Source organism: Kribbella sp. NPDC051770 (assembly GCF_040681455.1).
Taxonomy (GTDB): Bacteria; Actinomycetota; Actinomycetes; order Propionibacteriales; family Kribbellaceae; genus Kribbella.
Window position 1 is genome coordinate 539,917 of the sequence record NZ_JBFAYT010000004.1, and the last position, 14,650, is coordinate 554,566.

The 14,650-nt window shown below is 70.6% G+C and carries 12 protein-coding genes; 7 read left to right on the plus strand and 5 right to left on the minus strand.

What is annotated here, in order from left to right; genetic code table 11:
* The 5 genes from AB0M01_RS17430 to AB0M01_RS17450 form a co-directional block, all read right to left on the minus strand.
* Nucleotides 1-1,257 carry an amidase gene (locus tag AB0M01_RS17430; protein WP_363670437.1) on the minus strand — a complete coding sequence of 419 codons (1,257 nt, stop codon included), beginning with the start codon at nucleotides 1,255-1,257 and terminating at the stop codon, nucleotides 1-3.
* Nucleotides 1,258-1,264: 7 nt separating this feature from the next.
* Nucleotides 1,265-2,815: an alkaline phosphatase D family protein gene (locus AB0M01_RS17435; protein ID WP_363670439.1), complete on the minus strand. Its 1,551-nt coding sequence runs from the start codon at nucleotides 2,813-2,815 to the stop codon at nucleotides 1,265-1,267.
* Nucleotides 2,816-2,896: 81 nt separating this feature from the next.
* Nucleotides 2,897-3,511 carry a hypothetical protein gene (locus tag AB0M01_RS17440; RefSeq protein WP_363670441.1) on the minus strand — a complete coding sequence of 205 codons (615 nt, stop codon included), beginning with the start codon at nucleotides 3,509-3,511 and terminating at the stop codon, nucleotides 2,897-2,899.
* A 61-nt stretch (nucleotides 3,512-3,572) separates the two neighbouring features.
* A complete protein-coding gene (locus tag AB0M01_RS17445; protein WP_363670443.1) occupies nucleotides 3,573-4,241 on the minus strand; it encodes a hypothetical protein in 669 nt (222 codons plus the stop codon).
* Nucleotides 4,242-4,313: 72 nt separating this feature from the next.
* Entirely contained in the window at nucleotides 4,314-5,744 is a 1,431-nt protein-coding gene (locus tag AB0M01_RS17450; protein ID WP_363670582.1) for a CCA tRNA nucleotidyltransferase, read from the minus strand.
* A gap of 63 nt (nucleotides 5,745-5,807) precedes the next feature.
* Here AB0M01_RS17450 and AB0M01_RS17455 point away from each other — a divergent pair, with 63 nt between their 5' ends.
* The 7 genes from AB0M01_RS17455 to trxA all read left to right on the plus strand — a co-directional run bounded on the left by AB0M01_RS17455 (nucleotide 5,808) and on the right by trxA (nucleotide 14,638).
* A complete protein-coding gene (locus tag AB0M01_RS17455; protein ID WP_363670444.1) occupies nucleotides 5,808-8,171 on the plus strand; it encodes a DUF6049 family protein in 2,364 nt (787 codons plus the stop codon).
* Nucleotides 8,164-9,819, plus strand: coding sequence for a murein biosynthesis integral membrane protein MurJ (gene murJ / locus AB0M01_RS17460; RefSeq protein WP_363670446.1), 1,656 nt, complete (start codon nucleotides 8,164-8,166; stop codon nucleotides 9,817-9,819). Before AB0M01_RS17455 ends, murJ begins: the two co-directional genes overlap by 8 nt.
* Nucleotides 9,820-9,977: 158 nt before the next feature.
* Complete coding sequence (locus tag AB0M01_RS17465) at nucleotides 9,978-11,609, plus strand: protein kinase family protein (RefSeq protein WP_363670448.1); 1,632 nt, start codon at nucleotides 9,978-9,980, stop codon at nucleotides 11,607-11,609.
* Between the two features lie 74 nt (nucleotides 11,610-11,683).
* Nucleotides 11,684-12,289 carry an RNA polymerase sigma factor SigM gene (sigM, locus tag AB0M01_RS17470; protein WP_363670584.1) on the plus strand — a complete coding sequence of 202 codons (606 nt, stop codon included), beginning with the start codon at nucleotides 11,684-11,686 and terminating at the stop codon, nucleotides 12,287-12,289.
* A 112-nt stretch (nucleotides 12,290-12,401) separates the two neighbouring features.
* On the plus strand, nucleotides 12,402-13,157 hold the full coding sequence (locus AB0M01_RS17475; protein ID WP_363670450.1) for a hypothetical protein: 756 nt from the start codon (nucleotides 12,402-12,404) through the stop codon (nucleotides 13,155-13,157).
* Between the two features lie 118 nt (nucleotides 13,158-13,275).
* The gene (gene trxB / locus AB0M01_RS17480; RefSeq protein ID WP_363670452.1) at nucleotides 13,276-14,274 is read left to right on the plus strand and encodes a thioredoxin-disulfide reductase; all 999 of its coding nucleotides are present in this window, start codon (nucleotides 13,276-13,278) and stop codon (nucleotides 14,272-14,274) included.
* A gap of 46 nt (nucleotides 14,275-14,320) precedes the next feature.
* Nucleotides 14,321-14,638, plus strand: coding sequence for a thioredoxin (trxA, locus tag AB0M01_RS17485; protein ID WP_363670586.1), 318 nt, complete (start codon nucleotides 14,321-14,323; stop codon nucleotides 14,636-14,638).
* Nucleotides 14,639-14,650 lie beyond the last annotated feature (12 nt).

Consider the following 14,650-nt stretch of genomic DNA (forward strand, 5'->3'; position numbering starts at 1 on the left):
TCACACCTCCGCGGCCGCCAGCCGTCCGGCGATCCAGCCGGCGGTGGCGGCCGCGGTTGCGTTGTCGCGGGCAACTACTTGAAGTCCTACCGGCAGACCACGAACGGGCAGCGGGACGCTGATCGCCGGAAAGCCGGTGAGATTCCCCAGGCGCGTGTTGCGCATCAACTGCGCGCGCACCGCCGTCGAGTCCTCCAGATCCGCGACCGCCGAGATCAGCGGCGCGACCACCGGCACGGTCGGCAGCACGACAGCGTCGTACTTCTCCAGCACCGTCAGCACCTGCGCGCGAATCGTCTCGGCGTCCCGCTGCGCCTGAACGTAGCGCGCGGCCGGGATCTCCGCCGCCTCCTTCAACCGCAGCTGCACATCCGGCTGATAAGCGCTCGTGTCCCGCCCGGCGTGGTTCGCGACAGCTTCCGGCCCCTGCAGATCGATCGCCGTCTGCCGAAGGCCGTCGGGCAGCTCGACCGGCGTCGTGGTCGCTCCGGCGCTCTGCAACCGCGCCAGGCTCGCCGACCAGGCCTCGGCCACCTCGGCGTCGCACTCGGGCGTCGTCACCACCCCGAGCTTCGGCGCCGTCGCCATAGGTGCCGAGGGCAACCAATCGGTCAGCGCGGCCAGCGCGTACGTCGCGTCGGCGACGGTCGCGGTCAGCACCCCGACATGGTCCAGGCTCTGCGCCAGCGGGAACACCCCGTCGGCCGGCAACGTCCCGTACGCCGGTTTGAAGCCCACCACGCCACACAGCGCGGCCGGGATCCGCACCGAGCCGGCCGTGTCGGTACCGATCGCCAGCGCCACGATCCCGGCGGCGACCGCGGCACCCGCGCCCGAGCTCGAGCCGCCGGTCATCCGGTCGGGGTCGTGCGGGTTGCGGCACGGGCCGACGCGGTTCGACGTACCGGTGCAGCCGTAGGCGAATTCGTGGGAGTGACTGAGGCCGATCACGATCGCACCGGCCGCGCGCAACCGGCGTACGACGTCGGCATCGGTCTTTCCGATCCCGTCCATCGCCGCCGAACCGCAACGGTGGGGCAGACCTTCGACCTCGATGATCTCCTTCACCAGCACCGGGATCCCGGCCAGCGGCCCCTTCCGGTCGTGCCAGGCCGCGGCCGCGCGCGCGCCGTCCTCGTCGAGATGAACGACCGCGTTCAGCGTTGCGGCATCGCGCGCCCGGCCGAGCGCCTCCTCGACCAGGTCGACCGGATCCAGCTCACCGGAGCGGACTTGGGCGGCGATCTCCTGAAGCATCGGGCTATCAGAGCACGTCGAGCGTCGAACTGCCCCTGCTCGTCCGAACCTGATAGCTGGTCGTGACCCCGGCGTTCGCGTGCAGCTTGTCGACCGCGCGGTAGGACAGCGTCGCGGCGTCCTGGGTGACCTCGAGGACGCCGTACCCGTGCTGCCGCATGTCGATCTGCTTCAGGTGCGGGTTGTACTGCAGGCGCTTCTGCTCCTCGGCCTTCGTCGCGGCCGCGGTCTTCAGGTCGCCGGTGTTGGTCGACGACACCGACGGTACGACGAACTCGACGCCTGCGCGCTTGGTCCCTCCAGGGTTGCCCGGGCTGCCGGGTGCGAAGCCGGTGTCCCAGAGCTCGCCGGAGAAGGTGTCGTGGTCGTCGCCGGTGACGACCACCAGATCCGAAACCCGCTCGGCCGCGAGCGACAGCAGCTCGGTGCGCTCAGCGCCGTACCCGTCCCACGTGTCCATGAACGCGCGCTCACCGGCGGCACCGGTGACCATGCCCATCATCATGTTCGGGTTCGCGAGCACCTTCCAGCGCGCGCCGGACGAGCGCAGCCCGTTCTCCAGCCAGGCCTTCTGCGGTGCGCCGAGCATCGAGCGGCCGGGCGCGTCCGCGGCCGCGCAGAGGATGCTGCCGCCGTCGTCGCAGGGCTGGTCGCCCTTGTACTGCCGGTTGTCGATCGCGAACAGCTCGACGGTCCGGCCGAGCTTCAGCGAGCGGTAGGTGCGGGTCATGTCGCCGGCGTACCGCGGAACCGGCATCCGCTCGAACCAGGTGTGCCAGGCCGCGGACTTCTTCTCCTGGAAGAACAGCTCGGGCAGCGTCCAGTTGTCCTTGCTGTAGTTGTTGCGGAACTCGTGGTCGTCCCACAACGGCAGGAACGCGTGCTGCTGGTGCATCGCGCGCAGGTCCGGGTCGCTGCGGTAGAGCGTGTACTTCGCGCGCATCGTCGGCAGGATCTGCGGATAGAGGTTGAGATCGATCCCGCGGACGCCGGGCACGGTCGCCTCGTACACGTAGTCCCCGAGACAGACCACGAGGTCGAGATCCTCCTGCGCGAGGTGCCGGTGCGTCGCGTAGTACCCCTCGGTGAACCCCTGGCAGGTGAAGAACCCGATCCGCACCGGCTGGTTCGAGTCAGCCGGCCGCAGCGTCTGGAACCGCCCGACCGGAGAGACCGTGTCCTTCCCGCGGAACTGGTAGAAGTACTCCTCGCCCGCACCCAACCCCACAGCCTGAAAGTGCACGCACCCGTCCCACTGCTTCTCCGCGATCACGGTCTCGACGATCACCGGCCGACTCAGATCCCGCTGCTTCGACACCACGACCGCCAGCTCGGCATCCCCTTCGAAGACCCCTCGCGGCACCCGCGTCCACAACGTCGCGCCGTCCGTCCGCGGGACCCCAGCCATCACTCCCTCGGGGAAAGTCGCTCCCCTGACGAGCGTCGCCGAAGCATCCGCCGCCGTCCGCAGCGTGGGCGCACCCCACGCCGGCCCGACGCCAGCCGCTCCGACACCAGCCGCCACTACCCCACCGAGGACTGCTCTGCGCGTCACCATGCGGGAAATACTGAACGGTAATGATGAATTGAGGAAGACCTCACAGCAACCAGTCAGTGACCGAGAGTTCCCCCCCCCGCCTCAGGTGAGAGTGAGGACCAGGTCGGCGCCCTCGCGGTGGAAGCCGAGTTTGTTGAGGTAGCCGGCGGACTCGCGCATGCGGCGGGGGGCTACGACCTGGTGGAAGCCGTGGTCGGTGAAGACGTCGCTGCGGCGGTAGACGAACTCGCCGGGGGTGAAGTCGCGGTACTCGGGCAGGACGTAGTCGAGGTCGATCTGGGCGCGGCCTTCGCCGGCGTCGTGGGCGAGGACGACGCCGACGGTGCGTTCGCCGCGCTGGACCAGGAAGGCGTACGGCGCGGTCGCGGCGGTGAAGTCGGGGTTGAAGCGGGTGATGTCCTTCGCGTGGGCGTCGAGGACGTGCTTCAGGTACGCGTCGCCGGAGCCGACCTGCAGGACGGCGTACTCGGAGGTGTCGTGGCGGTGCCGGAGCAGGCGGTAGAGCTGGACGACGTTGATCACCGCGAGGACGGCGTTCATGCCGACCATCGGCCAGACGCCGATCACCAGGTTGAAGGCGACCAGGACGATGCAGCCGACCAGGTTCAGCAGCCGCAGGCGCAGGATCCGGGTCTGCAGCAGCGACACGACGACCAGGGCCGAGCCGCCCCAGCCGATGATGCTCCACAAGTCCATGGCCGGAGAGTAGACCAGCCCGGCCTGTGGACTGGCTTTTGTTCCACGTGGAACGGCGCGGTCAGGTCTCGCCGTTCTTGTCGAAGCCGGTCAGCGGCACGTAGCTGGTCCACGGCCCGAGCGCGAAGTACCCCTGCCCGTACGGCGTGACCGCCGCCCCCGCCTGCCAGTACGGCACCCGGCGCAACCCGATCCGCACGTACCGGACCTCCGGGTCCTCGCCCGCGCTCACCCGCGCCGCGTCCTGCGCACAGGCCGGCACCGTCCGGGTCCCGTACTTCGGCTGCGTCCACACGATGTCGGTGGTCGACGGACCGTGCTGCGGGTTGAAGAAGCACGGCACCCGCCGCTCCGGCACCGGCTCGCCCGCGACCCGTGCCTGCACGCAGACGATCGAGTAGCGCCCGGTCGCGAGGGCGTCGGTGACCGCGCTGATCCCGTCGGGCGAGCGGATCCCCTGCACCGCGCGCTGCGCGGCCTCGTACGCGTCCAGCGCGACCTGGAAGTCGATCCGCGCGTCGGCGTCCAGCGTGCGGCCGGTGACCCGGTGGTCGAGCCGGCTCAGCTCCTCGCCGAGCAGGGTGATGTCCTCGTCGGCCAGCCGACGGATCTCGGCCAGCTCCTCCGCGTCAGCCCGCCGGGCCGCTCTGCGGGTACTCCGGCGGTCCCACAGGTACCGGCCGAGCAGCGCCACCCCACCGCCGCCGAGGGCGGCCAGCAACCACTCCATCCACAGAAGTTACCTTCCTGTGGACAGACCTGTGTACAACTCACAGGGCACGATCAGGTCACCCTGACCGGGTCAGCCGCGGGCGGCCCACCAGGCGAGCAGCGCCTCGCGCGCGGCGTCCGGACCGATCTCACCCCGGTCCATCCGCAGCTCCATCAGGAACTTGTAGGCCTCGCCGACCTCGCGCCCCGAACCGATCCCGAGCGTCTCCATGATCTGGTTGCCGTCCAGGTCGGGCCGGATCGCGTCCAGCTCCTCCTGCTCGCGCAGCCGGTCGATCCGCACCTCCAGATCGTCGTACGCCGACCGCAGGGCGTCGGCCTTGCGCTTGTTCCGCGTCGTCGAGTCGGCCCGGGTCAGCACGTGCAGCCGGCTCAGCAGCTCGCCCGCGTCGCGGACGTACCGGCGAACCGCGGAGTCGGTCCACTCGCCGCTGCCGTACCCGTGGAAGCGCAGGTGCAGCTCGACCAGCTTGCCGACCTTCTGGATCTCGTCGTTGCTGAACCGCAGCGCCTGCATCCGCTTCTTGGCCAGCTTCGCCCCGACCACGTCGTGGTGGTGGAACGTCACCTTGCCGTCGCCCTCGAAGCGCCGCGTCTTCGGCTTGCCGATGTCGTGGATCAGCGCGGCGAACCGGACCACGAAGTCCGGCGCCTCGATCCCGTCCTTGGCGAGCCGCGGCTCCAGGTCGATCGCCTGGTCCAGCACGGTCAGCGAGTGCTGGTAGACGTCCTTGTGCCGGTGGTGCTCGTCGAGCTCCAGCCGCAGCGCGGGCAGCTCGGGCAGCACGTGGTCGGCCAGCCCGGTCGAGACCAGCAGGTCCAGCCCCACTCGCGGGTACGGCGCGCAGACCAGCTTCACCAGCTCGTCGCGGACGCGCTCGGCCGACACGATCGTGATCCGGTCGGCCATCGCGGTCATCGCCGCCACCACCGCCGGGTCCGGCGTGAACGCGAGCTGGGCGGCGAACCGGGCCGCCCGCATCATCCGCAGCGGGTCGTCGGAGAACGAGTCCTCCGGAGTACCCGGGGTCCGGATCACCTTGGCCGCGACGTCCTCGAGGCCGCCGTACGGGTCGACGAACTGGTGCGAGGGCAGCCGGACCGCCATCGCGTTCATCGCGAAGTCGCGCCGGGCCAGGTCGTCCTCGAGCGTCTCGCCGTACTCGATCTCCGGTTTGCGCGAGGTGGGATCGTAGGACTCCGAACGGTAGGTGGTGATCTCCAGGACCCAGTCGTCCTTGCGGCAGCCGATGGTGCCGAAGGCCTTGCCGATGTCCCAGACGTGGTCGGCCCAGCCGGTCAGCAGCCGCTGGACGACGTCGGGCCGGGCCGAGGTGGCGAAGTCGAGATCCTTGCTCCCACGATCGAGGAGAATGTCGCGAACAGGACCTCCGACCAGCGCGAGCTCGTGGCCGGCCGCGTCGAAGCGAGCACCCAGCTCGTCGACCACCGGGGCGATCTTCAGCAACGCCTGGACCCCTTGCCGCTGGATGGCGGACAACGATCCGGAGGAGCGCGACTGGTCGGGAGTAGGAGACACGGGGAACTAGGTTACGGTGACGGCGTGTTCAGACGGCGACTGAGGCTCTGCGCGAGCGTGGGCGCGAGCCTGGTGATCGCTGCGTCGGTGGCGGCCCAGCCGGCCCCGGACGCGGTCGCGAGCCCCTCGGCGGAGGACCCGGTGGTCGACGTGACCATCGACTCCTTCACGCCGACCGCACCCAAGCCCGGCGACCAGGTGGTGATCACCGGCCGGGTCACCAACACCAGCCAGGCCACGCTGGTCAACTCGCAGGCCCAGGTCTGCATCGTCGACCGCCGGCTCACCACCCGCGCGCAGCTGGCCGCAATCCCGACCGAGGCCGACCAGCCGCTGAACGACCGCAACGACTGCGTCGGGCTGAACAACTCCGACTCCGCGACCTTCCAGGAGTACGACGCTCCGCTGGCGCCGAAGGCGACGGTCCCGTTCCGGCTCGTGGTCCGCTGGTCGGACTGGGGGCTGAAGGACAACCGCCCCGGTGCGTACACGGTCGGCGTCCGGTTCCGCGGCGACTACCGCAACGAGGACACCGACGAGCTCGGCCGGATCTCCGCCGGGCTGGCCCGGACGCTGATGCCGGTCGTCCCCGCGACGCCGCTGCCGCGCAAGGTGACCACCGCCCTGGTCATCCCGCTGCGGCACCGCCCGACGTTGCTGACCGGTGACCGGTTCGCGAACGAGTCGCTGGCCGACGCCCTGGCTCCGGCCGGCGAGCTCGGCAAGCTGCTGGCGATCGGCAAGACCCAGAAGGTGACCTGGCTGGTCGACCCCGCGATGATCGACGAGGTCAAGCGGATGGTGGCCGGCTACCGCGTCACCGACAACGGCCAGACCCGCACGGGCAAGGGCCAGAAGGTCGCGGCCGCCTGGTTCAGCGCCTTCAACGCCAGCCTGGCCCGGAACCCGGTCGTGATGCTCCCGTACGGCGACCCGGACGTCGGCAGCCTGATCGACGGCGGCGGCGCGCTGCGCGACCTGGTCGGCCAGGCCCGGACCGCGACCGAGCAGTTCAACCTCGGCGGCCCGCAGTACTTCCAGTCCGGGCTCTGGCTCGAGAACGGCGCGGCCAGCAGCCGCAACCTGGCCGCCGCCACCACCGGGTACGCCGGGACGAAGCCCGACGACGTGAACCTGGTCCCCAGCTCCGCATGGACGCCCGACGCCCGCCCGGCGCTCGCACCGACCCCGATGTACGACGTACTGACGCCCGAAGGCCCGGTGAAGAGCGTCCGGACGATCATCTCCGACTCGGCGCTGACCTCCGGCGGCCCGGACCCGTCGACCGCGAGCGACCCGATCCAGGTCCGGCAGCGGTTCGCCGCCGAGACCGCGTTGCTGGCCGCGACCGGCAAGGGCCAGATCACCGTGGTCGCCCTGCCGCCGCGCAGCTGGGAGGACCCGGCCGCTGCAACGGCGGCGCTGGCCGGCGGCCTGACCCTGCCGTGGACGACGCCGGTCGGCCTGGACGTGTTCTACCGCAACGACCCGAAGCACCCGCAGGCCAAGCCGGTGCTGACCAAGGGCCCGAACGTCCCGCGCTCCACGCCCGGCCTGACCGCGAACCAGCTGCAGCAGATCAAGTCGCTGGCGACCGCGACCTCGACGTACGTGTCGCTGCTGACCAACCGCGAGCGCGCCGACGAGAACCTGCGCCGCGCACTGCTGCGCAGCGCGTCGAGCAGCTGGCGCGGTTTCCCGGACGAGTCGCAGCGGTTCACCACCTCCGAGCTGAGCTCGGTGAACTACTACCTCGGCAAGGTCCACCTGGTGACGAACTCCGGCGGCGCCGCCGGGACGCACCGCGAGCTCAAGGTGAACCTGTCCGGCAGCAAGGGCACCTTCCCGCTGACGATCGCCAACGAGCTGAACGTCTCGGTCCGGGTCCGGGTCGTGGTCCGCTCGGTGAACCGGACCGACCTGCGGATCGACCCGGTGCAGATCAAGACCGTGCCGCCGGGCCAGAAGGCGACGTACCAGATCGACGCGAGCGCCGAGCAGAACGGCCTGATCCGTGCCGAGGCGCAGGTGGTCACCGTCGACGAGCTGCCGGTCGGCAGCTCCCGCGAGCTGGTCATCCAGGCTGCGCAGTACGGCAGTGTCGGCTGGATCCTGGTCGGGTCCGCGGTCGCGCTGCTGTTCGGTACGTCGGCCGTCCGGATCTACCGCCGCGTGCGCTCCGAGCGCCGCAACCCGGCGCCTGAGCCCGGGTCCGACCCGCTGCACCCGGCGCCGATCGACCCGGCCGCGCTGGCTCTCGAGGAGCCGCGCAACGGGGTCGGGACCGACGATCCACACCCGGACGAGCCGAACCCGCTGGCCCCGGTCGAGCCGCTGCGGGTCACCCCCGAGAGTCTGAAAGAAGGAGTCGGGTCGAAGGATGGCTGACCGCACCCTGCGTTCCGCGGCGGTGATGGCAGCCGGGACGGTGCTGTCCCGCCTGCTCGGATTCGTCCGGATCGCCCTGCTCGCGGCCGCCATCGGCACCGCGCTGCGCGGCGACATCTTCACCGCCGCGAACACGATTCCGAACAGCCTCTACATCCTGCTGGCCGGCGGTGTCTTCAACACCGTGCTGGTGCCGCAGCTGGTGCGGGCGATCAAGAACCACGACGACGGCGGCCAGGACTTCACCAACCGGCTGCTCACCTTCGGCTTCGTGGTCCTGGCGGTGGTCACCGTCGGCTGCGTGCTGCTGGCGCCGGCGATCGCCGAGCTGTACCTGCCCAAGGAGCTGCACGACCCGTCCCGGGCGGCCGAGAAGGCGAACATGATCATGTTCGTCCGGCTCTGCCTGCCGCAGATCTTCTTCTACGGCGCGTTCGTGCTGGTCGGCCAGGTGCTGAACGCGCGGCGCCGGTTCGGCCCGATGATGTGGGCGCCGATCGCGAACAACATCGTCGCCTGCGCCTCGATCGTGGTCTTCCTGCTCGTCTACCGCACCGGCGACAACCCGGCGACGTACAGCACGAACGAGGAGCTGCTGCTCGGTCTGGGCCACACGGTCGGGATCGCGGTCCAGCTGCTCGTGCTGCTGCCGTACCTGCGGGCCAGCGGTCACCACTACCGGCCGAAGTTCGGCCTGCGCGGCACCGGCCTCGGCCACACCGCGAAGCTCGGGCTGTGGACAGTGCTGTTCGTCGCCGTGAACCAGGTGACGCTGGTCGTGGTGACGCAGCTCGCGATCGCGGGTAGCGCCAGCGACGACCCGGGCGCGAAGGCCGGTCTGTTCGCGTACAGCACCGCGATGCTGATCATCCTGGTGCCGCACGGCATCGTCACGGTGTCGCTGGCGACGGCCGCGATGCCGCAGATGTCGTCGCTGGCCGCGGACGGCGACGTCACCGAGGTGGCCCGACTGTCGGCGCGGTCGATCCGGCAGACGCTCGCCATCGTCGTACCGGCGGCGGCCGCGATGGTCGCGTTCGCGCACCCGATCGTGTCGGTGATCGCCGGCTACGGGTCGGGCAAGAACAACCTGACGCTGATGGCGTACACGCTGATGACGCTGGCGCTCGGCCTGGTGCCGTACACGGTCCAGTACTTCCAGCTGCGCACCTTCTACGCGTTCGAGGACACCCGGACGCCGTTCTTCCTGCAGGTCGCGATCGCCGCGACCAACATCACCGCGGCGCTGGTCGGTGTCCGGGTGATCCTGGACGCCGAGCACCTGCGCTACAGCGGCGTGATGCTCGGGGCGGCGTACGCGCTGTCGTACCTGGTCGCGGTGGTGATCTCGCGCCGGGTGCTGTCCCGCAAGGTGCCGCGGGTGCACGGCGCCGGGATCGGGCTGCCGATGCTCGCGATGGTGATCGCCGCGGTGGTCGGCGCCGGGGTCGGCCGTGGGGTGCTGTCGCTGGTGAACGCGCAGGTCGAGTGGAGCGGCCCGGTCGCCTCGATCCTGCAGCTCGGGATCGGCGCCGTGGTGATGCTGCCGGTGTACGTCGGGGTGGCGCGGGTACTACGGATCCACGAGGTCACCGACGTGGTGTCCATGGTCACATCGAAGCTGCCCGGAAGGGCCCGCCGGTCCTGATCCGGGCCGCTTGTGCACTCGTGCCCGCCGGATGAGTGGTCCAGGGCACTAGCATGGGGCCTGCGATCGGCCGCCATCCGCTCGCAACCGGGTCCTCGCGACCGGATCCGGAGCGGAGACGCAGGCCGACCAGTGCATCGAGGAGGGCGAGAGACACCGTGTCGAACCAGACCGTCAGTCCTGGTGCCCTGCTCGCCGGCCGCTACCGGATCGCCGAGCTGCTCGCGGAGATCGACGGTGCGCGGGTGTGGCGGGCAGTGGACGAGGTGCTCAGCCGAGCGGTCGTCGTGGACGTCCTCCCGGTCGGGGACCCGCGGACCAACGTGCTCTTCGACGCGGCCCGGCGGGCCGCGGCCGCGAACGACCCCCGCTTCCTGCGGGTGCTCGACTGCGACGTGTTCGAAGGCGTCACCTACTGCGTGCGCGAGTGGGCCGGTGGCCGCCCGCTGGAGCGGATGCTCGGCGCCGGTCCGCTGACCGGCCAGCAGGCCGGCTGGCTGGCCCGCGAGGTCTCCGAAGCGCTGGAGAACCTGCACCGCACCGGCCACTCGCACGGCTCGATCAGCCCGGCCACCGTCGTCGTCACCGACGCGGGCGCGATCAAGGTGGTCGGCCTGGCCACCGAGGCCGCCCTCCGCTCGACCGGCCCCGGTACGCCGGAGCAGGACGTCCGCGCGCTCGGTGAGCTGCTCTACTCGTCGCTGACCGGCCGCTGGCCCGGCCCGGCTCCGGCCTGGGGGCTGCAGCCCGCTCCGGTCGAGCACGGCCGGCTGCTCAGCCCGCGCCAGGTCCGCGCCGGCGTACCGCGCTCGCTGGACGACATCGCCGACCGGCTGCTCGGAGACCCGCCGCGGCACCACGCCGCCGCGATCAGCAGCGCCGCCGGATTGTCCGCAGCGCTGTCCGGCGTCGTCGGCAGTTCGCACGAGCCGCCGAACCAGATGGACGAGACCGTCGCGGTCGCCCGGCAGAACGGCAGCATCGACGACGCCACCCAGGTCGTCCCCGCGGCCCCGCCGCCGGCGCTCGACCCGACGCCGTCGCGCGCCGCGAGCAACGGCCACTACAACCAGACCCAGGAGACCCGCCCGGTACGCCGCCAGCAGCAGCCGGCGCAGAACGGCGGCGGCCGCCGTCGCCCGCCGGTCGAGGAGCCGCGGCGCCGCGGCAGCTGGGGCGGCCGGATCCTGATCCTGCTGGCGGTCCTGGCGCTGCTGTCCGTCGTACTGATGGCGCAGTTCCTGGTCAAGGGTGCGATCAACAAGGAGCAGAGCGGCAGCGAGACCACGCCCGACGCGCCGCAGAGCTCGGGCCCGCCGCCCGTCACCAACGAGGCCGCGACGATCGCCGGGGCCAAGGACTTCGACCCGCCGCCGGACGGCAACGGCGAGGAGCACCCCGAGGACGTCAAGAACACCTACGACGGCAAGGCCGACACCACCTGGACGACGATGTCGTACAAGAAGCGGGCCGACCTCGGCGGGCAGAAGGACGGCGTCGGGATCGTCTACGACCTCGGCGAGCCCACCAACGTCTCGCAGGTGACCGTCGACCTGGTCGGTCAGGACACCGACCTCGAGCTGATGGTGCCCAAGGACGACCCGAGCGTCTCGCCGACCTCGGCCAACGGCTGGAAGTCGGTCGCGACCGCCAAGGACGCGAACGACTCGGCGGTGCTGAAGCCGGCCGCGCCGGAGCAGACGCGGTACGTTCTGGTCTGGCTGACGAAGCTGCCGAAGGAAGGCAGCGGGTACCGCGGCGAGATCTCGGAGGTCAAGATCCAGAAATGACCTCCGACATCACCCGGATCGGACCGCCGCCCAGCCCGGGCGCGGCGCCTGTGCCGCCCCAGGGCTACGAGGCGATGGACGACCACGAGCTGCTCCGGCTGCACGTGGCCGGGAACCCGGACACGTTCGGGTACCTGGTCAAGCGGCACCGGGACCGGATGTGGGCGGTCGCGATCCGCACCCTGGGCGAGCCCGAGGAGGCCGCCGACGCGCTGCAGGAGGCGTTCATCTCGGCGTTCCGCCGGGCCGACTCGTTCCGCGGCGACGCGAAGGTGACCACCTGGCTGCACCGGATCGTGGTCAACGCCTGCCTGGACCGGATCCGCCGCCGGCAGGTCCGGGCCGCCGACCCGCTGCCCGAGGACGAGGACCGCGCCGCCGAGCTGGCCGGACCGGCCGAGGACGACCCGGCCGAGATCCGCGAGCGCCGGCTCGACGTGCTGAACGCACTCAAGCAGATCAACGAGGACCAGCGCAGCGCGCTGGTCCTGGTCGACATGGAGGGGTACTCGATCGAGGAGGCGGCCGCCATCCTCGGATGCGCCCCGGGCACGGTGAAGAGCCGCTGCGCACGCGGCCGGGCCAAGCTGCTGCCGCTGCTGCGGCACTGGCAGACGACCCGTGGCGGCAGTGCCGACGTACCGGCCGCAACAAGTTCCGGAACGGCGGGAACCGAATGACCTGGTCAGCCGTCGGAGCAGAGTCGCCTACCCGCGACTCGTCCGCGCATCCCGACCGGAGCACTCCACCGATGACCACTTTGGGCACGTCCCGCGAGGGGGCGGATCACCGATGACCGACGCCGGTCTGCCGACCAGTGAGCACCTCGAGCACCTCGACACCGACACCATCGCCGACCTGATCGAGAACCTGCTGCCCGCCCCCGAGGCGCACAGCGCCCGCGAGCACGTGAAGGCCTGCCCGGACTGCCAGCAGACGTACGACGCGCTGCTGCAGCTGACCGAGGACCTGGCCGACGAGGGCCGCACCGACATCCCGATGCCGGCCGACGTCGCCGAGCACCTCAACGCCGTGATCGCGTCGGAGTCCGTGCTGCGCGCCTCGACGGTCGGCGTGCACTCGCTGGTCCAGCTCCGCGAGGAGCCGCACCGGCACCTCCCGAAGCTGCTGCTCGCCGCGGCCGCGGTGGTTGTCGTCGCGGGCGCCGGCGTCGTCGGCGTCGTCCTGGCGACGGCTGACCACAGCACCGACGGCGCGGCCGGGATCGGCAGCCCGAGCTCGGTCCCGAGCATCTCCACCGACCAGGTGGGCCCGGACGCGCAGCGCTGGCTGGACGGGTCGAGCGGCCCGGTCCTGCACGGTGACGCCGAGGAGCAGGCCTGCGCGAAGCAGTTCGCGGCCACGCAGCCCGAGTCCGACCTCCGGCTCGTGCAGCCGGTCACGGTCGACGGCAAGCGGGCGACGGTGATCGGCGTACCGGGTGCGTCGGCGCGCGAGGTGAAGATCTTCGTGGTGACCGGATGTAGCGGTTCCGGCGGGATCGCGACGCCGTTCTACGACACGACTGTGACGCTGCGCAACCGCTGATTCCGTTCGGTGAGCCCCTGGCGTGCCCGGCGGCCGCGGTGGGTACCGTGGGAATGGTCGGCCTCTAGGATCCGTTGAGTACGACGTCCAGTCTCTTCGGAAGCTAGGAAGGCCATTCGTGAGCGACACAGCCGTTCGCAACGTGATCATCATCGGCTCGGGCCCCGCGGGTTACACCGCTGCGGTGTACGCCGCGCGGGCGCAGCTGGAGCCGCTGGTGTTCGAGGGCTCGGTGACCGCCGGCGGGGCGTTGATGACGACCACCGAGGTGGAGAACTACCCCGGTTTCTCGCAGGGCATCATGGGCCCGAACCTGATGTCGGAGATGCGTGACCAGGCGGAGCGCTTCGGCGCGGAGCTGGTCCCCGACGACATCGTCAGCGTCGACCTGACCGGTGACATCAAGTCGGTCACCGACTCGGCCGGCACCGTGCACCAGGCCAAGACCGTCATCCTCGCGATGGGCTCGGGCTACCGCAAGCTGGGCCTGCCGAACGAGGAGGTCCTGTCCGGGCGCGGTGTGTCCTGGTGTGCGACCTGTGACGGCTTCTTCTTCAAGCAGCACGAGATCGCCGTCGTCGGTGGTGGTGACACCGCCATCGAGGAGGCCACCTTCCTGACCCGGTTCGCCGACAAGGTGACGATCGTGCACCGCCGCGACGAGCTGCGCGCGTCCAAGATCATGGCCGAGCGCGCCTTCGCGAACGACAAGATCGAGTTCGCCTGGAACTCCGCGGTGTCGGAGATCCAGGGCGACGGCAAGCTCACCGGCGTCCAGCTGACCGACACCGTCACCGGCGAGAAGCGCGACCTGCCGGTCACCGGCCTGTTCATCGCGATCGGCCACGACCCGCGCTCGGAGCTGGTCAAGGGCCAGATCCACCTGGACGAGGACGGCTACGTGCTGACCCAGGCCGGGACGACGAACACCAACCTGCCGGGCGTGTTCGCGGCCGGCGACCTGGTCGACCACACCTACCGCCAGGCCATCACCGCGGCCGGCACGGGTTGTTCCGCGGCCCTGGACGCCGAGCGGTACCTGGCCACGCTGGAGTTCGCCGAGAGCCACAGCGACTCCGCCGCGGGCGCCGCGGCCACCGAGCCCGTCTCCGTCTGACACACACTCGAGAAACAACCCTAAGGAGTTCGCCGTGGGCGAGAAGATGAACGCCGTCACCGATGCCGAGTTCGACCAGACCGTGCTGAAGAGCGACAAGCCGGTGCTGGTGGACTTCTGGGCCGAGTGGTGCGGTCCGTGCCGCCAGGTCTCCCCGATCCTGGAGGAGCTGGCGCAGGACCACAGCGACAAGATGACGTTCGTGAAGATGAACGTGGACGAGAACCCGGTCACCCCGAGCAACTACCGTGTCACCGGTATCCCTACCATCAACGTCTACGTGAACGGTGAGCTGGCCAAGTCCATCGTCGGTGCCAAGCCCAAGGCGGCGCTGCTCAAGGAACTGGCCGACTTCACCAGCTGATCCTGCAGTCGT

Bases quoted from the DNA above. Each gene is read 5' to 3' on its own strand.
- murJ (WP_363670446.1), top strand. From the start codon at position 8,164: ATGGCTGACCGCACCCTGCGTTCCGCGGCGGTGATGGCAGCCGGGACG.
- sigM (WP_363670584.1), top strand. From the start codon at position 11,684: ATGGACGACCACGAGCTGCTCCGGCTGCACGTGGCCGGGAACCCGGAC.
- AB0M01_RS17445 (WP_363670443.1), bottom strand. From the start codon at position 4,241: ATGGAGTGGTTGCTGGCCGCCCTCGGCGGCGGTGGGGTGGCGCTGCTC.
- AB0M01_RS17475 (WP_363670450.1), top strand. From the start codon at position 12,402: ATGACCGACGCCGGTCTGCCGACCAGTGAGCACCTCGAGCACCTCGAC.
- AB0M01_RS17435 (WP_363670439.1), bottom strand. From the start codon at position 2,815: ATGGTGACGCGCAGAGCAGTCCTCGGTGGGGTAGTGGCGGCTGGTGTC.
- trxA (WP_363670586.1), top strand. From the start codon at position 14,321: ATGAACGCCGTCACCGATGCCGAGTTCGACCAGACCGTGCTGAAGAGC.
- AB0M01_RS17440 (WP_363670441.1), bottom strand. From the start codon at position 3,511: ATGGACTTGTGGAGCATCATCGGCTGGGGCGGCTCGGCCCTGGTCGTC.
- AB0M01_RS17430 (WP_363670437.1), bottom strand. From the start codon at position 1,257: ATGCTTCAGGAGATCGCCGCCCAAGTCCGCTCCGGTGAGCTGGATCCG.